Source organism: Mesorhizobium sp. NZP2298 (assembly GCF_013170825.1).
Lineage (GTDB): Bacteria > Pseudomonadota > Alphaproteobacteria > Rhizobiales > Rhizobiaceae > Mesorhizobium.
In genome coordinates this window covers 706,702-725,729 of sequence record NZ_CP033365.1, presented here as the reverse complement: position 1 = coordinate 725,729, position 19,028 = coordinate 706,702, and the positions used below count along the sequence as shown (strand labels likewise).

At 63.1% G+C, this 19,028-nt stretch carries 20 protein-coding genes; 9 read left to right on the top strand and 11 right to left on the bottom strand.

The window, feature by feature from the left end; all coding sequences use genetic code 11:
- The first annotated feature begins 162 nt into the window (after positions 1 to 162).
- The 3 genes from EB231_RS03415 to yihA all read left to right on the top strand — a co-directional run bounded on the left by EB231_RS03415 (position 163) and on the right by yihA (position 1,870).
- Positions 163 to 453 carry a hypothetical protein gene (locus EB231_RS03415; RefSeq protein WP_244494109.1) on the top strand — a complete coding sequence of 97 codons (291 nt, stop codon included), beginning with the start codon at positions 163 to 165 and terminating at the stop codon, positions 451 to 453.
- 122 nt (positions 454 to 575) lie between these two features.
- Positions 576 to 1,214, top strand: a complete 639-nt coding sequence (locus EB231_RS03410) for a CatB-related O-acetyltransferase (protein WP_172347594.1) — start codon at positions 576 to 578, stop codon at positions 1,212 to 1,214.
- Positions 1,211 to 1,870 (top strand): ribosome biogenesis GTP-binding protein YihA/YsxC, encoded by a 660-nt coding sequence (yihA, locus tag EB231_RS03405; protein WP_056573631.1) that lies wholly within the window; start codon positions 1,211 to 1,213, stop codon positions 1,868 to 1,870. Before EB231_RS03410 ends, yihA begins: the two co-directional genes overlap by 4 nt.
- Positions 1,871 to 1,910: 40 nt before the next feature.
- Here the strand turns inward: yihA and EB231_RS03400 are convergent, their stop codons facing one another.
- On the bottom strand, positions 1,911 to 2,654 hold the full coding sequence (locus tag EB231_RS03400) for a TetR/AcrR family transcriptional regulator (protein ID WP_172347593.1): 744 nt from the start codon (positions 2,652 to 2,654) through the stop codon (positions 1,911 to 1,913).
- A gap of 126 nt (positions 2,655 to 2,780) precedes the next feature.
- Here EB231_RS03400 and EB231_RS03395 point away from each other — a divergent pair, with 126 nt between their 5' ends.
- Both EB231_RS03395 and EB231_RS03390 read left to right on the top strand, forming a co-directional pair.
- Positions 2,781 to 3,968, top strand: coding sequence for an HlyD family secretion protein (locus EB231_RS03395; RefSeq protein ID WP_172347592.1), 1,188 nt, complete (start codon positions 2,781 to 2,783; stop codon positions 3,966 to 3,968).
- A gap of 72 nt (positions 3,969 to 4,040) precedes the next feature.
- Entirely contained in the window at positions 4,041 to 5,636 is a 1,596-nt protein-coding gene (locus EB231_RS03390) for a DHA2 family efflux MFS transporter permease subunit (protein ID WP_172347591.1), read from the top strand.
- 120 nt (positions 5,637 to 5,756) lie between these two features.
- Here the strand turns inward: EB231_RS03390 and msrB are convergent, their stop codons facing one another.
- The 4 genes from msrB to EB231_RS03370 all read right to left on the bottom strand — a co-directional run bounded on the left by msrB (position 5,757) and on the right by EB231_RS03370 (position 8,526).
- Positions 5,757 to 6,260 carry a peptide-methionine (R)-S-oxide reductase MsrB gene (gene msrB, locus EB231_RS03385; protein WP_172347590.1) on the bottom strand — a complete coding sequence of 168 codons (504 nt, stop codon included), beginning with the start codon at positions 6,258 to 6,260 and terminating at the stop codon, positions 5,757 to 5,759.
- 224 nt (positions 6,261 to 6,484) lie between these two features.
- Positions 6,485 to 7,042 (bottom strand): fasciclin domain-containing protein, encoded by a 558-nt coding sequence (locus tag EB231_RS03380; RefSeq protein ID WP_172347589.1) that lies wholly within the window; start codon positions 7,040 to 7,042, stop codon positions 6,485 to 6,487.
- A 225-nt stretch (positions 7,043 to 7,267) separates the two neighbouring features.
- Positions 7,268 to 7,990 carry an anti-sigma factor gene (locus EB231_RS03375; protein ID WP_172352797.1) on the bottom strand — a complete coding sequence of 241 codons (723 nt, stop codon included), beginning with the start codon at positions 7,988 to 7,990 and terminating at the stop codon, positions 7,268 to 7,270.
- On the bottom strand, positions 7,987 to 8,526 hold the full coding sequence (locus tag EB231_RS03370; protein ID WP_172347588.1) for a sigma-70 family RNA polymerase sigma factor: 540 nt from the start codon (positions 8,524 to 8,526) through the stop codon (positions 7,987 to 7,989). Before EB231_RS03370 ends, EB231_RS03375 begins: the two co-directional genes overlap by 4 nt.
- 138 nt (positions 8,527 to 8,664) lie before the next feature.
- Between EB231_RS03370 and EB231_RS03365 the strand changes: the two genes are divergently transcribed.
- Positions 8,665 to 10,164, top strand: coding sequence for an amidase (locus EB231_RS03365; protein ID WP_172347587.1), 1,500 nt, complete (start codon positions 8,665 to 8,667; stop codon positions 10,162 to 10,164).
- A 101-nt stretch (positions 10,165 to 10,265) separates the two neighbouring features.
- Complete coding sequence (gene argB, locus EB231_RS03360; RefSeq protein WP_172347586.1) at positions 10,266 to 11,159, top strand: acetylglutamate kinase; 894 nt, start codon at positions 10,266 to 10,268, stop codon at positions 11,157 to 11,159.
- Between the two features lie 7 nt (positions 11,160 to 11,166).
- On the opposite strand, the gene bchE is transcribed toward argB, so the two are convergent.
- Complete coding sequence (bchE, locus tag EB231_RS03355; RefSeq protein ID WP_172347585.1) at positions 11,167 to 12,729, bottom strand: magnesium-protoporphyrin IX monomethyl ester anaerobic oxidative cyclase; 1,563 nt, start codon at positions 12,727 to 12,729, stop codon at positions 11,167 to 11,169.
- A gap of 117 nt (positions 12,730 to 12,846) precedes the next feature.
- Positions 12,847 to 13,323, bottom strand: a complete 477-nt coding sequence (locus EB231_RS03350; RefSeq protein ID WP_023810775.1) for an Lrp/AsnC family transcriptional regulator — start codon at positions 13,321 to 13,323, stop codon at positions 12,847 to 12,849.
- Positions 13,324 to 13,460: 137 nt separating this feature from the next.
- Here EB231_RS03350 and phhA point away from each other — a divergent pair, with 137 nt between their 5' ends.
- Positions 13,461 to 14,297, top strand: a complete 837-nt coding sequence (gene phhA / locus EB231_RS03345; RefSeq protein ID WP_172347584.1) for a phenylalanine 4-monooxygenase — start codon at positions 13,461 to 13,463, stop codon at positions 14,295 to 14,297.
- A 274-nt stretch (positions 14,298 to 14,571) separates the two neighbouring features.
- Here the strand turns inward: phhA and EB231_RS03335 are convergent, their stop codons facing one another.
- The 3 genes from EB231_RS03335 to EB231_RS03325 all read right to left on the bottom strand — a co-directional run bounded on the left by EB231_RS03335 (position 14,572) and on the right by EB231_RS03325 (position 17,135).
- Positions 14,572 to 16,011 carry a GMC oxidoreductase gene (locus EB231_RS03335; RefSeq protein ID WP_172347583.1) on the bottom strand — a complete coding sequence of 480 codons (1,440 nt, stop codon included), beginning with the start codon at positions 16,009 to 16,011 and terminating at the stop codon, positions 14,572 to 14,574.
- Positions 16,008 to 16,190: a hypothetical protein gene (locus EB231_RS03330; protein ID WP_172347582.1), complete on the bottom strand. Its 183-nt coding sequence runs from the start codon at positions 16,188 to 16,190 to the stop codon at positions 16,008 to 16,010. The genes EB231_RS03335 and EB231_RS03330 overlap by 4 nt, the downstream gene beginning before the upstream one ends.
- 183 nt (positions 16,191 to 16,373) lie before the next feature.
- On the bottom strand, positions 16,374 to 17,135 hold the full coding sequence (locus tag EB231_RS03325) for a GGDEF domain-containing protein (RefSeq protein ID WP_140770739.1): 762 nt from the start codon (positions 17,133 to 17,135) through the stop codon (positions 16,374 to 16,376).
- A gap of 161 nt (positions 17,136 to 17,296) precedes the next feature.
- On the opposite strand from EB231_RS03325, the gene EB231_RS03320 reads away from it, so the two are divergent.
- Complete coding sequence (locus EB231_RS03320) at positions 17,297 to 18,001, top strand: pyrimidine 5'-nucleotidase (RefSeq protein ID WP_172347581.1); 705 nt, start codon at positions 17,297 to 17,299, stop codon at positions 17,999 to 18,001.
- 91 nt (positions 18,002 to 18,092) lie between these two features.
- Here the strand turns inward: EB231_RS03320 and EB231_RS03315 are convergent, their stop codons facing one another.
- Positions 18,093 to 18,938 (bottom strand): LOG family protein, encoded by an 846-nt coding sequence (locus EB231_RS03315; RefSeq protein WP_172347580.1) that lies wholly within the window; start codon positions 18,936 to 18,938, stop codon positions 18,093 to 18,095.
- Between the last annotated feature and the right edge of the window lie 90 nt (positions 18,939 to 19,028).

The following is a 19,028-nucleotide window of genomic DNA, read 5'->3' as shown; positions in this document are numbered from 1 at the left end:
ATGCTTATTATCATCATGCACATAATCCTGCTGGACGGCGCGCGCAAGACGCACTAAGCCGCGCGGAAGAAAAATTTCATGGGCCACGGTGCGGAGAAGGCGCCTCGCGGCGCGAATTTTCCGGCAAGGATTTCGACGATGAATTGGATCAGGATCGCAGCCGTGACGGCGCTTGTCGGATGCCCGGGCGCGGCGGTTGCGAAGGATGCGGTCAGTTGCGGTGGCGCCGCGATGCTGGGCGGCGCGCAACTGAACTGCAGCCACGTGGAACCCAAGGCACCGCCGCAATTCTGCACGTTTAGCTGGGCTCTTCACATGGCATCAGGCGATCAGAAAGTCGTCGAAGGCACCTTCCTGCTGCCGCCCGGAGCCTCGAATGTCACTGTCTATCAGGGCAGCGGTTTCGACAGCGCGCTGTCCAATCCGATCGTGATCTGCCGCGGCAACAAATGAGCTTGCTCGCCACGGGAGACTGGCTCCCCGGCCGATTGGTGCTATAGGGCGGATCACGTTATTTTGACCAGGCGCCTCCGGCTGCGGATGCGCCTGCCTGCCAATTCCCGGACGAACCCGACATGGACGGACCCAACCCCGACATCAAGCATCCGATCCCGATGCACACGCGTGTCGGCTTCCTGAAGCCGCTGGTGACGGAGCCGAACATCGAGATCGGCGACTTCACCTACTATGACGACCCGGACGGGCCTGACAAATTCGCGCGGAAATGCGTGCTGCACCACTATCCCTTCATCGGTGACAAGCTCATCATCGGCAAGTTCTGCGCCATCGCCGAAGGCACGCGCTTCATCATGAACGGCGCCAACCACGCAATGTCCGGCTTTTCGACCTATCCGTTCAACATTTTCGGTCATGGCTGGGAAAAGGGCTTTGACCCGGCGACATGGTCGAGGGAGGTGCGCGGCGACACGGTGGTCGGCAGCGATGTCTGGATCGGCATGGAAGCGGTGATCCTGCCCGGCGTGAAAATCGGCCATGGCGCCATCATCGCCGCCAAATCCGTGGTGACGCATGATGTGGCGCCCTATGCGATTGTTGCCGGCAACGCGGCCAAGATGGTGAAGATGCGTTTCGACGACAGGACGATCAGGCGGCTGCTGGCATTGGCATGGTGGGATTGGCCGGTGGACAAGATCGGCCGCAACCTCGATGCCATCAGGGGCGCCGATATCTCTCTTCTGGAGGCAGCAGCTTGAACGCTCAAAACAGCACCGTGATCGGCACCGACCTGTTCACGCGCGGGTGGATTTTCATCCGCGGCGTGCCGGCCATGAAATTCCTACCGCCGGAAGGGCCGCCGGAAATCGCCTTCGCCGGCCGCTCGAATGTCGGTAAATCCTCGCTGATCAACGCTCTGGTCAACCAGAAGGGGCTGGCGCGCACCTCCAACACCCCGGGGCGCACGCAGGAACTCAACTATTTCGTGCCGGACGGATTTTCGGGCGAAGGCGCTGACCTGCCGCCGATGGCGCTGGTCGACATGCCGGGCTACGGCTACGCCACCGCGCCCAAGGAGAAGGTCGACGAATGGACCAAACTGGTCTTCGACTATCTCAAGGGCCGCGTCACGCTGAAGCGGGTCTATGTGCTGATCGATGCCCGCCACGGCATCAAGGCCAAGGACGACGAAGTGCTGTCGCTGCTCGACAAGGCGGCGGTGTCCTACCAGATCGTGCTGACCAAGACCGACAAGATCAAGGTCGCCGGCGTGCCGCGGCTGATCGAGGAGACGCTGCAGAAGATCAAGAAGCGTCCTGCGGCGTTTCCGTTCGTCCTGGCGACGTCATCGGAAAAGGGCGAAGGCCTGGAGGAATTGCAGGCCGCGATCGTGCTTGCCGCCAATGGCGGCTAGGGCAGGGAGATAGGGCCGGTCCCGATGAACCCGGCTGGCCTTAGGCCTTTGCCTCCAGGGCAATCATCTGGTGGCTTTCCTCCTCGGCGAGCCTTTCGGTGCCGTAGGCCTTCAGGAACATGTTTACTCCCGACCGGACGATGTGGTCGATCTCATCCTGGTTCGGCGCCTTGGTCCGGTAGGCGAAGATGCACTGCCGGAAAAGGCCGGCCAGGCAAAGTTCGGTGAATTGGTAGGCGGCGAGATCGACATCGTCGATCTCGAGCAGGCCGCGTTCGATGGCGGCATTGAGGAACTCCACCACCTTGTCATGGCCGCGTTTGGGGCCGCGTTCGTAAAAGCGCGCGCCCATGTCGGGGATCCTGTCGGAGGCGCCGATCACCGTGCGTTGCGCCTGGATGACCTTGGCCGAGGTGATCTTCATGGACAGCACCTTGCCAAACTTCACCAGCGTCTGGCGCAGGTCGTCGGCGCGGTCGAGCATGTCGTACATGTTCTTGAAGATGGTGCCGCGCTCTTCCTCGATCAGCGCCTCGAACAGCTCTTCCTTGTTGGCGAAATAGACATAGATGGTGCCTTTCGACACGCCGGCTTCGCGCGTGATGTCATTCATCGAGGCGGCTTCGAAGCCCTTGTCTATGAAGACACGGCGGGCGCCATCGATGATCTGGCTGCGCTTGACCGGATCCTGTCCGGCCGCCGGACGTCCGCGGCGCAGGCTGTCCAGCAGGTCGCACTCTTCCTTTTCAATACTGGCTGAGGTTTCGGCTTTGGTTTCGGCCATGGGGTGACACCTCGAAATAATTCGAACCGACCGGTTCGATTGCCTCTTGATATGGTCTTCTTTTCACGCTATGTCAACGGCCAGATCGAACCGAACGGTTCAGTATTATTACTTTAGAGAGATGTGATGTCCTCGAACGCACCCACCACCGCCGAAGTCCGCCCTTTCCCCAACGCCAAGGTCGCTCCGGCGACGGAAGCACCGGAGATTCCGGTCCAGCCGGTCGCACCGCCGCCGGCGGCTGAAGCTCCGGCCAGGAAGAAGCGCTCGGTGCGCTCCTTCCTGCTGCCGATCATCGGCCTTGCCCTGCTGAGCGGCGGCGCCTGGTACGGCTACGACTACTGGACCACGGGCCGTTTCATGATCTCGACCGACGACGCTTATGTCCAGGCCGACATGGCGTTCGTCTCGCCGAAGATTTCCGGCTATGTCGACCAGGTCAAGGTGAGCGAGAACCAGCTGGTCAAGGCTGGAGATCCGCTGCTGACCATCGACGATGGCGACTACAAGATCGCTGTCGCCCAGGCCGAGGCGCAGATCGCCACGCTGTCGAAGACGCTCGACCGCATCGACGCCCAGACCAAGGCCGCGCAGGCCTCCCTGCAGCAGGCGCAGGCGCAGAAGGTCGCCGATCAGGCCGCGGCCGACAACGCCGCCCGTGCCCAGCAGCGCGCCGCGCAGCTGGTCAAGACGCATGTCGGCACGCAGGCACAGTTGGATGACGCCCAGACCGCGCTCGACCAGGCCAATGCCGCTCTTGTCGGTGCCGACGCCCAGATCGCCGCCGCACAGGCCAATATCGGGGTGCTCGAGGCGCAGCGCGCCGAGTCGGCGAGCACGCTCGCCTCCCTGCAGCTCAACCGCGACAAGGCCGCGCGCGACCTGTCCTTCACCGTGCTCAAGGCGCCTTATGACGGCGTCGTCGGCAACCGCTCGGTCGAGCAGGGCGATCTCGTCAGCCCCGGCCAGAAACTCGCCGTCGTCGTGCCGATGGACAAGCTCTACATCGTCGCCAACTTCAAGGAGACCCAGCTTGCCCGGCTGGTTCCCGGCGAAAAGGTCAACATCTCGGTCGACGCCATCGACGGCCAGCCCATCCAGGGAACCGTTTCGTCACTGGCTCCGGCTTCGGGAGCGGTCTTCTCGCTGCTGCCGCCGGAAAACGCCACCGGCAACTTCACCAAGGTCGTGCAGCGCGTCCCGGTGCGCATTGACGTCCCGGCCGATGCCCTGAAGACCGGCAAGCTGCGCGCTGGCTTGAGCGTTGTCGTCAACGTTGACAGCCGCACCGCACCTGCCGCCACGACCAACTAAGCGCTTTCGGAGGGCGGCTCGGTGGCTGATTGAGCACTGAGCCGCCCGGCCTGCCTCAAGGAGGCTCACGCAATGGCAACCGCAACAATCACCGCAGGAGCGCCGCCGGCACGGCCGGCGGTCCCCGACACCATTTCCACACGCCGCATCATCGCCTTCCTGGCGATGGTGTTCGGCATGTTCATGGCGATCCTGGACATCCAGATCGTCTCGGCTTCGCTGTCCGAGATCCAGGCGGGCCTCAGCGCCAGCTCCGACGAAATCCCGTGGGTTCAGACGGCCTATCTGATCGCCGAGGTGGTCATGATCCCGCTGTCGGGCTTCCTCAGCCGCATGCTGTCGACGCGCGTGCTGTTCACCATCGCCGCCGCCGGCTTCACCGCCGCCAGCGCCCTTGCCGCGACCGCCACCAACATCGACCAGATGATCGTCTACCGCGCCGTGCAAGGCTTCATCGGCGGCGGCATGATCCCGAGCGTCTTTGCCGCGGCCTTCACCATCTTCCCGCCCTCGCGTCGCGCCATCGTCTCGCCGATGATCGGCCTGGTGGCGACGCTGGCGCCGACCATCGGTCCGACCGTTGGCGGCTATATCAGTCACGCCTTTTCATGGCACTGGCTGTTCCTGGTCAATGTCGTGCCCGGCATCCTGGTGGCGACCGCCGCCTGGTCGTTGATCGATTTCGACAAGCCCAATCTCAAGCTGTTCAACAAGTTCGACTGGTGGGGCCTCGCCGGCATGGCGGCCTTCCTGGGTTGCATGGAATATGTGCTTGAGGAAGGCCCGAACAATGATTGGCTGCAGGACCAAGGGGTGTTCATCTGCGCCATCGTCATGACTGTCGGCGCGGTGATCTTCTTCTGGCGGGTCTTCACCGCCGAGGAACCCATCGTCGACCTCAAGGCGTTCAGCAACATCAACTTCGCCTTCGGCTCGCTGTTCTCCTTCGTCATCGGCATCGGCCTCTACGGCCTGACCTATCTCTATCCGGTCTTCCTTGGCCGTATCCGGGGTTACGATTCGATGATGATCGGTGAAGCGCTGTTCGTCAGCGGCCTGGCGATGTTCGTCACCGCGCCGATCTCCGGCATCCTGTCGAGCAAGATGGATTTGCGGCTGATGATGATGATCGGCTTCTTCGGCTTCGCCACCGGAACCTGGTGGATGACGCATCTGACCGCCGACTGGGATTTCTACGAGCTGCTCATCCCGCAGATCCTGCGCGGTTGTTCGATGATGCTGTGCATGGTGCCAATCAACAACATCGCGCTCGGCACCTTGCCGCCGGACCGGCTGAAGAATGCGTCCGGCCTGTTCAACCTCACCCGCAATCTGGGCGGTGCCGTTGGCCTCGCCCTCATCAACACCGTGCTGATCGATCGCAACGCCTTCCACTATGCGAGGCTCTCCGAGCATGTGCAGTGGGGCAGTGCGGCCGCGCAGACCAAGCTGCAGAACATGACGCTCAATTTCGAGCAGACCACCGGCCTCGATGCGGCCAGCGCGGCGATCTCCAAGCTGTCTGGCATGGTCCAGCAGCAGGCGGCGCTGCTGTCCTTCATGGACGTGTTCTACATGCTGACCGTGCTGTTTGCGACGCTCGGCCTGTTCACCATGCTGATCAAGAAGCCGGCTGCGCCCGGTGGCGGTGGCGGCGGCGGGCATTGAATAAGAGATCATCCGCCGGCAGCGGTTTCGGGAAGCTCCTCCAGTCCACGCCCGAAGCCCTGACAGCGCAAAAAAACTCCGGGCCGCAAGACCCGGAGTTTTTTGCATTCATAGCCCTGTTCAGGCCGTGGCGGGCTTGAAGGTCAGCGCCACGCCGTTGATGCAATGGCGCAGGCCGGTCGGCGCCGGGCCATCGTCGAAGACATGGCCGAGATGGCCACCGCAGCGCCGGCAATGCACCTCGGTGCGGGTCATGCCGAGCGACCGGTCCTCGGTCTTGCCGATGCCGTTGGCGATCTCCTGCCAGAAGCTCGGCCAGCCGGTGCCGGAATCGAATTTCGTTTCCGAGGGATAGACCGGCAGGTCGCAGCCGGCGCAGGCGAAAATGCCCTTGCGGTGTTCGTTGAGCAGCGGGCTGGTGCCGGGATATTCGGTGCCTTGCTTGCGCAGCACGTCGAAGGCGGCCGGCGACAGGATGGCTTTCCACTCATCGTCGGTCTTGGTGACCTCGAATTTCTCGGCGGCCTGCGCGGCTTGCGGGCTGCTCATGCGCAGCAGGGTTGCCGCGGCACCAACGACGCCCAGGACGGCGGCACCGCTCAAAAGAAGATCGCGACGGTTCATGACCAGTTCCTCCGGTTGTTCTTTTGCCAAACTATACCGCCACGCGAAAATCAAAAGCCGGTGACGGTTGCCCTCAACGAAACTCCGCGCCGGTCCACGGTTGACCGTGGGCGGCGCGGAGCACGCGTGTCGTTTGCAGGTCACGGGAGTGAGACTATGCAGTCGACGGAGGGCTCTTGCTGCAGGTTCGTCGCGGCAAGCCCTTTGTTACATTTTCGGGCCGATCACATCTTCGGGAGCAAAACCTTGTCGATGACGTGGATGACGCCATTGGACTGCTCGACATCGGCGATCGTCACATTGGCGACATTGCCATTCTCGTCGGTGACGGTGACCTTGCCGCCATCGGCCTTGAGCGACAGTTCGCAACCGCCGACCGTCTTGACCTTGTGCGTACCGCCGTCAGCCTTGGCCATCGACGCCACGTCCGCCGCCATCGCCTTGGCGCCGATGACATGGCAGGTCAGGATCTTGACGAGCTTGTCCTTGTTCTCGGGCTTGAGCAGCGTGTCGACCGTGCCTGCCGGCAGCGCGGCGAAGGCCTCGTTGGTCGGCGCGAACACGGTGAACGGACCGGCGCCCTGCAGGGTCTCGACCAGGCCGGCTGCCTTGACGGCGGCGACCAGCGTCGTGTGATCCTTCGAATTGACGGCATTCTCGACGATGGTCTTGTTGGCATACATGGCGGCGCCGCCGACCATCGGGTTTTCGGCATGGGCAGCGGTGGCAAGCGCGGAGACAGCGATCATACCGGCGAGCAAAAGGGTGGCGAATCTACGCATGATGTTAAAACTCCTCGGGTTTCTCTTCCCATTCTTGGGGACGCGAGGAGATACGGAACACAAACGCGGGAGTTTCAGAATATTTTTGAATTTCTAATTTATTCGTCCGGGCGAAGAGATTTGTTCCGCGCAACAGTTTGCCGGCACACATGCCTATTTAAGCACGTGGGACATGAGATGAATTTGGAATAGTCTGGCGACGGCTTCGCTACGAGGAGAAGCCGGTCAGATGCTCTTCAAGTCGCCCGCGGCAACCACCGGGCCGGTGGGCTGCCCGGTCGGCGAGCCGCCGGCCGGCTCAAGGCTGACAGCCAGCACCGCGCCTTGCGCCAGTTTCTGCTGCGTGGCGGGCGAGACCCCGATATGCGCTGTCGCACCGGCCGGGATGACGCCCATCGAGACCGGGGCGTTCTTGCCCTCGATCATCCAAAGCTCGAAGTCCTTGCCGGAAGCGAGCGTGCCGGAAACATGCGAAAGGCTGACCTCATGCCGCTCGGAATCATAGACCGCGAGATATTTTACGTCGCTGCCATCGGCGGCCAGCGAGGCGACAAGCCGCGCCTGCGGCTGTTCAGCCGGGCGATTGACGTAGGGCACGGCCACATAGAGGGCCAGGGCGGCAACCGCCGCCACGGCAAGGCCGCGCCAGAAGGCAAGGCTGGACCACAGGCCGGCGCCTGCCTCGGGTTGTATTGCAGCCGTCGACGCAAAAAGCCGGCGGTCGATCGCCGGCTTCATCGAAGCCGGCGGCTCAACCTCCGGATACGCTGCGCTCAGCGGCGAGAGATGAACCTCCCAGCCATCGACGAGCCGTGCGAATTCGGCTTCGGTATCGATGCGCCTGATCGCGATCTGCCGCTCTTCCGCCGGCAGAACGCCAAGAACGTATTCGGCGGCGAACAGGTCGTCGCCTCCACGTTCCGGTCCATTGTCCTCTGCCAGCGTCATCTTTCCAGACATTCTCTGAGTTTCATCAGGCTGCGGCGCAGCCAGGTACGCATCGTGTTCAGCGGCACGCCGTGGCGTTCCGCCAGTTCGGCATAGCTTTCACCCTTGAGATAAGCACCCCGGACAGCCGCCGCCCGGTCCTTTTCCAGCTCATCGAGACAATGATGGATGCGTCCGGATTCATCGCCCGCCACCACCATCGCTTCAGGTCCCGGTGCCGGATCGGCCACGTCGAGCGCGGCATCGATATCGGCGGCAGGCCTGCGCCGCGCCCTGATGCGATCGATCGCGTGGTTGCGTGCGATTGCCACCAGCCAGGAGATCGGGCTCAGGTCGGAGACAGCAAAACGATCCGCCTTCGTCCATATCTTGACGAAGACTTCCTGCAACGCTTCTTCCGCATCTCCCCGATCGTTCAATACACGAAGGCAGACGCCGAAAAGTTTCGCACTGGTCTGCCGGTAGAGCAGATCGAACGCAGCCCGATCCTTCATCGAAGTCCGGACGATCAGCTTCGAGATATCCTGCGGCGTCATGCGAGCCAAATTAGGTGATTGCGTTGTATTTGCAACGCCGGAAATATTCTGTGCACCCTGAAGCTCCGGCGTTCGGTAGCGGCTTCGATTGCCAAGGGAATCGCCGCTGGCTAGCTTGGCCAAAATTGGGGAGCGCTGATGTCGGTCGAACGGACCCTGTGGGAAGAAGACGCAACCGGCCTCGCCGGTCTGGTGCGCAAGGGCGAGCTGTCCGCGATCGAGCTGACCGAAGCGGCGATCGCGCGCGCCGAGGCCACGCGGCCTGAAATCAATGCCACGGCCGAACCGCTCTACGAGGCCGCGCGGGCGCGGGCCAGGACCATCGACCGCTCGCTGCCGCTGGCCGGCGTGCCCTTTGCCATCAAGGACCTCGGCATCGCCATCAAGGGCGTGCCGTCGCATGGCGGCAGTCGCATTCCGGCCTCGGTGCCCGATATCAATTCGGTGATGACCGAGCGCTACCTCGCCGCCGGGCTGATCCCGATCGTCACCTCGACATCGCCGGAGCACGGCCTGCGGCTGATGACCGAATCAAAAGCCTTCGGCATCACCCGCAATCCCTGGAACACCGGCCATACCAGCGGCGGCTCGTCGGGTGGTGCGGCAGCCCTCGTCGCCGCCGGCGTGGTGCCGGTGGCGCATGCCTCCGATGGCGGCGGCTCGATCCGGGTGCCTTCCGCCTGCACGGGCCTGGTCGGCCTCAAGACCTCGCGCGGCCGTATCCCGCTGACGCCGCTGGTGAGCGAAAGCTGGTACGGCATGGTGGTCGACCACGCCGTCACCCGCTCGGTGCGCGACACCGCACTGCTGCTCGACCTCACCCATGGTCCGGACTCCTTGTCGCCCTATGCCGCGCTGCCGCCGAAGGGTACGTTCGCCGCAGCCGCCGCGCGCGATCCGGGCCAGCTGAGGCTGGCCGTCTATCGCAAGTCGCCGCTTGGCCTGCCGATCTCGGCTGAAACAATGAAAGCGCTCGACATGGCGGTGGCGCTTGCGGGCGAGGGCGGCCACACAGTCGAGGACATCGACCTGCCCTTCATCGGTCGCGATTTCATGGCCGACTTCTGCAGGACGGTTGCTTCCGCAGTCGCCGGCATGCTGCGGGCGGAAGCGCTGCGCGTCGGCCGTTCCGTTACCGGCGACATCGAGCGTGCCACGCGGGTGCTGGGCCGGTTGGGCGAAATGGTCTCGGGCGGCGAGATCTATGCCAGCCTGCAGCGGCTGCATGCCGCCTCGCGGCGGATGATCGAGGAAACCGCGCAGTATGATGCCGTGCTGATGCCCATCATCGCCCACCCGCCGCTCGCCTGCGGCGCCATGGATCCGCAGGGCGCCGATGAGCTGATCGAGAACCTGCTCGACAAACTTCACCTGACGCCCTTGCTGAAGCTGAAACCACTTTTCGGCCAGTTGATGGACAAGAGCCTTCTGTTCACCCATTGGCCGGCGATCCACAATGTCAGCGGCCAGCCGTCGATCGCGCTGCCGGTCCATGTCACCGAGGCCGGCCTGCCGCTCGGCATCCAGGCCGCCGGCCGCCCGGGCGACGAAGAGACGCTTTTGTCCTTCGCCGCGCAGATGGAGAAAATCTCGGGTTGGCTGGGCCGCAGGGCGCCGTTGATGGTCCCTTCGCGATGACGACGTCGTGAGACGTCGAATATGACAGCAATGCCATTTGCCCCCTGCGCCAATTCCCGCTAAGACGCCGCCGTCCTTACCCATATCCAGGAACCATGCCGATGACGGAGATAACCGCCACCGCCGAAATGCAGGCCGCCCTGCTGTCACGGGCGCTGCCCTATATGCAGCGCTACGAACACAAGACAGTCGTGGTGAAATATGGCGGCCACGCGATGGGCGATATCGAACTCGGCAAGGCTTTCGCCCGCGACATCGCGCTGCTCAAGCAATCCGGCGTCAACCCGATCGTCGTCCATGGCGGCGGGCCGCAGATCGGCGCCATGCTGACCAAGATGGGCATTGAATCCAAATTCGAGGGTGGGCTGCGCGTCACCGACCAGAAGACGGTCGAGATCGTCGAGATGGTGCTGGCCGGCTCGATCAACAAGGAGATCGTCGCGCTGATCAACGCCGAGGGCGAATGGGCGATCGGCCTGTGCGGCAAGGACGGCAACATGGTCTTCGCCGAAAAGGCGCGCAAGACCATGATCGACCCCGATTCCAACATCGAGCGCGTGCTCGATCTCGGCTTTGTCGGCGAGCCGGTCGAGGTCGACCGCACGCTGCTCGACCTCCTGGCGCGCTCCGAGATGATCCCGGTGCTGGCGCCGGTGGCGCCCGGCCGCGACGGCCACACCTACAACATCAACGCCGACACCTTTGCTGGCGCCATTGCGGGGGCCTGCCAGGCGACACGGCTGCTGTTCCTCACCGACGTGCCGGGTGTGCTCGACAAGAACAAGAAGCTGATCGACGAGCTGACCGTCGCCGAGGCCAAGGCACTGATCAAGGACGGTACGGTCTCGGGCGGCATGATCCCCAAGGTCGAGACCTGCATCGAGGCGATCGAGCGCGGCGTCGAAGGCGTCGTCATCCTCAACGGCAAGACGCCGCATGCGGTGCTGCTCGAGCTGTTCACCGAACACGGCGCCGGCACGCTGATTGTACCCTAGCAAAATATCAGCCGGCTAATCTTTTCTCCGGCAGTTCGAGATCTGCGGTGGAAAGCGCCGGTTTCGGCGCCGCGCGCCGAACGGTCATCGATTCTTCCTGGGCGTCCTGCGGCGCGCCCCAGAATTCGGCAAGCGTCGGGCCGTCCTTCACCCTGCCGTCGCGGGCGAGAAAGCCCCAGACCTCGCGGAACCAGACGCGGCGGCCCATCTTCGTGTACCAGCGCATCGAATGCCGTTGCTCGGGGTCGGGGTGGAACAGGATGCGCGCCAGCGCCTTCGGCCTGGACTGCACGGCAAGTTCGATCAGCTTGACGCTGAAGAACAGCATCCATGGCTTCAGCCGGGTCATGTGCAGCACCTGGTGCTTGTAGTCCCACAGCCGGGCATCTTTTTGGATGACCTTGCGATTGCGTGCGATGCGGAAGAACGGCGTCCAGCGATGCGGCGTCACATAGAGCGCCTGGATCTGGTCGGGGTCATAGGCGATGAGCTGGCGAAAGCCGCGCCACAGGTCGCGAAACCCCTCATCCTCGAAGCCGGCCACCCAGGTCGCCATCGACAGGATGCCGTGCTGGCGCAGCAGCCTGATCGCCTCGCGGTCGGATGAGGTGCTGCCGCCCTTGCGGATCAATTGAAGCGTCTGCTCGTCGGTGTTTTCCATGCCGAGCAGCCAGCGGATGACACCGGCCTTGCGGTAGAGATGCAGTATGTCGGCGTCGCGCACGATGTCGTCGGCGCGCGTCGAGCCGACGATCAGAACCGGCACGTTCTCGGCGATCAGCGCATCCAGGAACGCGCGCCAGGCCTTCTTGGAAACCGTCGGGTTCTCGTCGGCGAGATTGACCAGCTCGACGCCGTGTTCGCGATGCAGCCAGGCGATCTCCCGCGCGAATTTCTTGGGGTCGCGATGCCGCCAGCGGGTCCAGAAGCCGCGCTGGCCGCAATAGTTGCACAGATGCGGGCAGCCGCGCGAAAACTGCATCACCACCGCGCGCTTGCCGCCCCAATAGCTGTACCTGTCATGGTCGATCAGCTCCCAGCCGACACGGTAGGCGTCGAGCTCGGCAATGGTCATCGCCGCCTGCGTGGCGAAGGGCCGGCGCAGATCGTCACGAAAGGCTATGCCGGCGACGCTCGCCGGCGGCTGGTGCATCTCCAGTGCCTCGACCAGCGCCACCACGGTCGCCTCGCCTTCGCCGCGCACGATGAAATCGAAGAGATCCGTCGCAGCCAGTATGTCGTGCCAGTGATAGGTCGGGAAGACGCCGCCATAGATGATGATGGTCGCCGGCTCGCGCTGCTTGATCATCTTGGCGATCAGCAAGGCGGTCGGATGCGCCGAGGTCGAGCCGGAATGGCCGATCAGGACGAAGTCCGGGAAGTCATGCAGAGCGTCGCCCACCACCTTCTCGAGGGGCATCGGCCCGAATTCGGCATCGACAAGCCGCACGTCGTGACCGGCATCGATCAGCGGGCCGCCGATCGCCAGCAGGCCGAGCGGCGGCAGATGGTCGTCGGGTACGCGGCTGCCGATGGCGGTGTGCGGCGGATTGATCAGGACGATTTTCATGGCGGACCTCATGGAGAGATGGTCCGCGTATGCTGATCCGGGATGTGGACCCCGGATTGGCCTGTTTCAGCAGTTTGCGTGCAGCTTTTCCCCAGGGAACGAGGAAGGCTGGCGCCGTCATCGCCTGAGATGCGCGAGCGGCACGTGGCCTGGCCCCTTGATGTTCTGCAGCACCAGTTGGGTATGGACGTCGCGCACGCCGTCGAGCCGCATCAGCCGGTGCATGACGAAGGCGTTGAGCTCGTCGACCGACGGCACCATGACATGCAGCAGGAAATCGTGGTCGCCGGTCATCGTCCAGCACGAGGACACCTCGTCCATGCGCTGTACGGCGGCAATGAAGCTCTCGGGCGAGCCGTCGCTGTGGCTGACAAGGCGCACCTGGATGAAAACCTCGACCATAAGACCGACCGCGCGGCGGCTGATCACCGCGGCGAAACCCTTGATGATGCCGGCGTCCTGCAGCGCCTCGAAGCGCCGCGCGCATGGCGTCGTCGACAGGCCGATCTCTTGCGCCAGCTCGGAGACCGGCTTGCGGCCATCACGTTGCAGGACATCGAGCATCTTGATCTCAAAATCATCGAATTGAGGCATATTCACTCCTCCAATGCGCATTGTGAGTGAATGTTATCTCGAATATCGCCGACGAACCATCATCAAAACCAAATTGCCTCGGCAAGTCGGGCTAGTCTTTGGTCAGGTCAGCGTTGATGATTTGCGAGGAGAAAACCATGACGACCTTGAGCGTTGCCGAATATGCCCGCGACTGTGCGGCGCAGGGGTTGCGCGGTGACTATTCGGTCTGCCGTTCCGATTTCACCGTGGCGCAGGGGTATGACTACAGCGCCGAGGAGCAGGCGGTGTGGCGCACGCTGTGCGACCGCCAGACCAAGCTGACGCGCAAGCTCGCCCACCACTCCTATCTCGACGGTGTCGAAAAACTCGGCCTGCTCGACCGCATTCCCGATTTCGAGGATGTCAGCGCCAAGCTGCGCAAGCTGACCGGCTGGGAGATCGTCGCCGTGCCGGGTCTCATTCCCGCCGCCCCCTTCTTCGATCATCTGGCCAACCGCCGCTTCCCGGTCACCAACTGGCTGCGCACCAGGCAGGAGCTCGACTACATCGTCGAACCCGACATGTTCCACGACTTCTTCGGCCACGTGCCGGTGCTGTCGCAGCCGGTATTCGCCGATTTCATGCAGATGTATGGCAAGAAGGCCGGCGACATCATCGCGCTCGGCGGTGATGAGATGATCACAAGGCTCTACTGGTACACGGCCGAATATGGCCTCATGCAGGAGGCTGGCCAGCCGTTGAAAGCCTTTGGCGCCGGCCTGATGTCGTCCTTCACCGAACTGCAGTTCGCCGTCGAGAGCAAGGACGCTCATCACGTGCCCTTCGACCTTGAAACGGTGATGCGCACCGGCTACGAGATCGACAAGTTCCAGCGCGCCTATTTCGTGCTGCCGTCCTTCGATGCCTTGCGCGATGCCTTCCAGGCCGCCGATTTCGAGGCGATCGTCGCCCGCCGCAAGGGCCAGCCGGCGCTCGACCCGGCCACGGTCTAGTGGATCTCGCCCAAAGACCTGAAGCCATGTTCACGGGAAGCAACCGGCGCTCCAAGGCCGAACTGGAACGGCACGCGGATGCCTCGGTGGAGGCGTTTCTTGTCACCTATGGGGTCAAGCCGAAATAGTCTCGGTCCCTGCCGACATTTGCGGTGACGCCGCGAACACAACGGCGCTCCGCCTCGCGATCTACGGCCTTTGAGAGCCATGCCGGGCTCCCGCCGGTGCCGTTATCGGCGCCGGCAGCGGGGCGAATGGGCTCGCGGCGCAACCGTCAGACCGCGACCACCTTGCTCAGATGGTCCCCCAGCCGACAGGCCAGCGCGGTGATCGTCGTCGTCGGGTTGGCTTGACCCGAGGTGCAGAACACCGAGGAGCCGCCGACATAGAGATTGTCCATGCCGTGCACCTTGCAGTTGGCGTCCACCACGCTCCTGGTGATGTCGGTGCCCATGCGCGTGCCGCCCATGTGATGGTGTCCCGCGGTCTCCTCGTTGGTCGGGTAGTCCTCGGCGTTGGCAATCCAGTCCATTAAGCGAACACGGCCGAGATCCTTCTCGATGAGCGTCGTGCCGAACAGTTTCAGGCCTTCGACAAGCGTGCGGCGTTCCAGCTCGGATTTCTTCCAGTGCAACTCGATGCGCGGCACGCCGGCATGGTCGACATCGGTCTTCGACAGTTCGACCTGGTTGGAGGCCAGCGGTGCTTGTTCCCAGGCGACGTAGAGCTGGGCAGCGCAGCGCAGGTTCTGGCTGAGCTGATAGGCGACCCATTCGGCCATGTCGGGTGCCGTGCAGGCGAGGTCGGCAATCACATGCTTGATGCCGGCATAGGGCGTCTCGATCAGCCTGATGCCGAAATTCAAGATCCGCAGGCGTTCCATCGCGGCGAGCGTCGGCGAGAAGAAGGCTTCGTTGACGGCATCGACCTCGAACTCGCTGTAGTCGGCCAGGATGGCATTGCCGCCCTCGAAGGTCGGATGTTCCATCCAGTAGCGGCCGAGCGCCGTGGCGTTTGGGACCACGCCGCCGTTGGAACGTTGGTTCGACCACAGAAGCAGCCGCGAATTCTCCAGTCCGCCGGTGCAGACGATGAAATAGTCGGCGCTGAATGTGCCGGCATCCTGGCCGTTGGACCACAGTTTGGCGCCGGTCACCCGTTTGCCGTCGCCGGCAAGTTCGGTGGCGTAGGTGTTGAGCACGACGGCGATGTTGGGGCTCTTGTCGAGTTCGTCGGCGAATTTCTCGCCGAAGCGCACCGCCGGGCTCTTGATCAGCTGCACCCAGCGTATGTCGTCCGAGATCGGCACGTCAGGCCGGAAATCGGGAAGTTCGAGGATATCGTGCACCTCGGGCAAATAGGGCTCGATGTCGGCGCGGCGGATTGGCCAGCCGGTGTCGGGTGCCCAGGCCTTCGGCTCGAAATCCTGCTTGTCGAGCACGCGGCACCAGCCGGCCCAGTGGTTGGAGCTGCCGCCCATATACCGCAGCCGGGTGATGTCGAGATCGAAATAGAAGTCGCCGACCGTGGTGCCGCGGTAGAAATCCTGCGACTCGTCGCTGAACTCGCGCGCGCCGGCCTCCAGCACGACGACCTGGATGCCGGCGGCACCCAGCTTGCGGGCGATGGTGGTGCCGGCCGGACCGGAACCGAGAATGCAGACCTTGGGCTTGAAGGTGGCGGCGCGGTACGCCTCGTAGCTGTCGAAGATCATGCCAGGTCGCTCCGCTTCAGGATCCAGCCATTGACCTCGACGATCTCGTTCGGGTCGGCCTGGGCTCGACTGGCATGGGTGGCGCCGGCCTCGGGCAGCTTGCGGAACAAGGACAGGGCAGGCAGTGCGATCATCGCCCGCACGAGTGTGCGGCGTGACATTTTTTTGAAGAAACTCATGACAGGTCTCTCGCATGGGGGCTTCGATGCGCATGACATTCCCCGAACGGCACACGCATCGTCACAGAAGCCAGTATCGTGCCAAGTCAGGCCGCAAGGCAGCGAAAAGGCGGGCAAACGGCACAACCGAATGCAAACAGAGTTAGAAATTTCTTAACAGGCGGGTGTACTGGGCCGACCGCCTCAGGCGGCCGCGGAAATATCGGTATCGAGGATCGACAGATTGCGGCCGGCATGCTTGGCCTGATAGAGCCGCTGGTCGGCGGCACGCATCAGCTCCGAGACGTTTGCCTCTTCTCCGCAGACGGTGCCGCCGATGCTGACGGTCAGCGGAATGGTCCGCTCGTCGACGGGCCGGAAGCGGATCAACTCGACCTCGCGGCGAATGCGCTCGGCAACACGCTTGGCTTCTTTTTCCGTGGCTCCGACCAGAAACGCGCCGAACTCCTCGCCGCCAATGCGCCCGAGCACGTCGCCGCTGCGCACGCCGCGCTCGATGGCGCTGGCGATCAACAGCAACGCGTCGTCGCCGGTCAGGTGGCCGAAACTGTCATTGATCTTCTTGAAATGATCGGCGTCGATGATCAGCAGTGCACCGCGGTCGGACTTGCGCCGGGAGCCGTCCAGCGCGGCGAAGAAACTTTCCCGGTTGAGCATGCCGGTCATGTCGTCGCGGCTCGCCTTTTCCGACAGGCGGCGGTGCGCCGCGGCGAGCTGGGCGTGCGCCCGGGCCAGTTCGCGGTGCGCGTTTTTCAGCCTGTCGCTCTGCCAGAAGGTGCTGATGCAGGCGACCCATGCAAGGACCAGCGGGCAGAGCGTCGAGGTCAGCCAGATCGTCCGGTTGATCGGAAATCCCATGGCCGGAACGATGATCAGCGTGAGAAGAAGGGAGGCGGCGACGGAGGCAAAAGCGATAGCGGCGGATTTCAGAATGATGCTGTTCATCGCGGGCTCCCACAGGACTGTCTCTGTGCCAGCAAGCCCTGAAGGCCACCTTTCCCGGTTGCTTAAAATTTGAATCGTGAGGTCATTTCCGCCACTAAAAGCGCGTGGAAGTTGTGGATAAAGTCCCTTTCAGAATCCCCGTTTCATGCCATAAGGAGCGCATGACCACGCTGCCTGATCCCGCCCGCTTCGCCCATGTCACCGACTGGGTGTTCGACCTCGACAACACGCTCTATCCGCATCATTCGAATCTGTTCTCGCAGATCGACGTCAAGATGACGGCCTATGTCGGGGAGCTGCTGGCGTTGCCACGCGACGAGGCGCGCAAGCTGCAGAAGGAGCTTTATCTCGAATACGGCACGACGCTGAACGGGCTGATGACGCGCCACGGCATCGATCCCGACGATTTCCTCGAGAAGGTGCATGACATCGACTATTCATGGCTGGTGCCCGACCCAGTTCTCGGCACCGCCATCCGCCAGCTTCCCGGCCGCAAGTTCATTTTCACCAATGGCGACCGCAAGCACGCCGAGCGCACCGCGCGCCAGCTTGGCATCCTCGATCATTTCGACGACATCTTCGATATCGTCGCCGCCGGCCTCAATCCCAAGCCCGCGCGCCAGACCTATGAGAAGTTCGCCGAACTGCACGCGGTCACCGGCCACAATGCGGTGATGTTCGAGGATCTCGCCCGCAACCTGGAGGTGCCCAAGGCGCTGGGCATGACCACCGTACTGGTGGTGCCACGCAATTTTGAGCCGACCTTTGCCGAGATCTGGGAACGCGACCCCGCGCAGGAGGACGACGTCGATTTCGTCACCGACGATCTGGCGGGGTTCCTGACTGCGATTGTGGAGAGGGAGTAGGTGAAGGGGAATTGGAGAACTGAGGAATTGAAGAACTGGAGAACGATCCGGCCCTTTTTTCCTCAATTCCTCAATTCTCCAGCTCCCAGCCCTACTCCCCTAATTTGTAGAACCGGCTGATAATGCCCCAGGCCTCGTCGGCGGTGTCGACGAAATCGATGATGTCCTGGTCGCCGGGGCTGATCGTGCCCTGTTCGGCGAGGAAGTCGAGGTCGATAGCCCTTTTCCAGAAGGATTTGCCGAACAGGATCACCGGCACGCGCTCCATGCGTCCGGTCTGGATCAAGGTCAGCGTCTCGAAGAACTCGTCCATCGTGCCGAAGCCGCCGGGAAACACTGCCACCGCCTTGGCGCGCATGACGAAATGCATCTTGCGGATGGCGAAATAGTGGAAGTTGAAACAGAGCTCCGGCGTCACATAGGCGTTCGGCGCCTGCTCGTGCGGCAGCACGATGTTGAGTCCGATCGACGGCGCCCCAACGTCATCGGCGCCGCGATTGCCAGCTTCCATCACGCCAGGGCCGCCGCCGGTCACCACCACATATTCGCGGTAGTATGACGCCGCCGACTGCTGCGAGCACAGACGGGCGAATTTGCGCGCCTCCTCGTAATATTTGCTGTTTTCCTCGAGGTTCTTCTTCTGCGTCTCGTTCTTGGCCGCCCAGGCTTCGCCGCCTGGTTCCGGCAGGCGCGCGCCGCCAAACAGGATCACCGTCGAACGGATGCCGCGCTCGGCCAGGATCATTTCCGGTTTCAGAAGCTCGAGCTGCAGCCTGACCGCCCGCAATTCGCGCCGTGTCATGAAGTCGGGGTCGTTCCAGGCAAGCCGGTAGGTCTCGGCCCGCGTCTGCGGCGTGTCCGGCACGCCTTTCGACCGCTCCAGATCCTCGTCCGAATGCGGCAGCGGCGTCCATCCCGCCTTTTCCATGGGAGTCATCGAATCCACCCGTCCAATTCCTTTACTTGCGTCGTCCCGTGACGCAGCCACGATTGACCCCCATTGAGGCTTAACATAAGCAGGTTCCGC

Coding starts and splice junctions, on each gene's coding strand:
- EB231_RS03365 (WP_172347587.1), top strand. CDS start 8,665: ATGTCGGTCGAACGGACCCTGTGGGAAGAAGACGCAACCGGCCTCGCC.
- argB (WP_172347586.1), top strand. CDS start 10,266: ATGACGGAGATAACCGCCACCGCCGAAATGCAGGCCGCCCTGCTGTCA.
- EB231_RS03320 (WP_172347581.1), top strand. CDS start 17,297: ATGACCACGCTGCCTGATCCCGCCCGCTTCGCCCATGTCACCGACTGG.
- EB231_RS03400 (WP_172347593.1), bottom strand. CDS start 2,654: ATGGCCGAAACCAAAGCCGAAACCTCAGCCAGTATTGAAAAGGAAGAG.
- EB231_RS03350 (WP_023810775.1), bottom strand. CDS start 13,323: ATGCCTCAATTCGATGATTTTGAGATCAAGATGCTCGATGTCCTGCAA.
- phhA (WP_172347584.1), top strand. CDS start 13,461: ATGACGACCTTGAGCGTTGCCGAATATGCCCGCGACTGTGCGGCGCAG.
- bchE (WP_172347585.1), bottom strand. CDS start 12,729: ATGAAAATCGTCCTGATCAATCCGCCGCACACCGCCATCGGCAGCCGC.
- EB231_RS03395 (WP_172347592.1), top strand. CDS start 2,781: ATGTCCTCGAACGCACCCACCACCGCCGAAGTCCGCCCTTTCCCCAAC.
- EB231_RS03325 (WP_140770739.1), bottom strand. CDS start 17,135: ATGAACAGCATCATTCTGAAATCCGCCGCTATCGCTTTTGCCTCCGTC.
- EB231_RS03370 (WP_172347588.1), bottom strand. CDS start 8,526: ATGACGCCGCAGGATATCTCGAAGCTGATCGTCCGGACTTCGATGAAG.
- EB231_RS03380 (WP_172347589.1), bottom strand. CDS start 7,042: ATGCGTAGATTCGCCACCCTTTTGCTCGCCGGTATGATCGCTGTCTCC.
- msrB (WP_172347590.1), bottom strand. CDS start 6,260: ATGAACCGTCGCGATCTTCTTTTGAGCGGTGCCGCCGTCCTGGGCGTC.
- EB231_RS03315 (WP_172347580.1), bottom strand. CDS start 18,938: ATGACTCCCATGGAAAAGGCGGGATGGACGCCGCTGCCGCATTCGGAC.
- EB231_RS03330 (WP_172347582.1), bottom strand. CDS start 16,190: ATGAGTTTCTTCAAAAAAATGTCACGCCGCACACTCGTGCGGGCGATG.
- EB231_RS03375 (WP_172352797.1), bottom strand. CDS start 7,990: ATGACGCTGGCAGAGGACAATGGACCGGAACGTGGAGGCGACGACCTG.
- EB231_RS03410 (WP_172347594.1), top strand. CDS start 576: ATGGACGGACCCAACCCCGACATCAAGCATCCGATCCCGATGCACACG.
- EB231_RS03390 (WP_172347591.1), top strand. CDS start 4,041: ATGGCAACCGCAACAATCACCGCAGGAGCGCCGCCGGCACGGCCGGCG.
- EB231_RS03335 (WP_172347583.1), bottom strand. CDS start 16,011: ATGATCTTCGACAGCTACGAGGCGTACCGCGCCGCCACCTTCAAGCCC.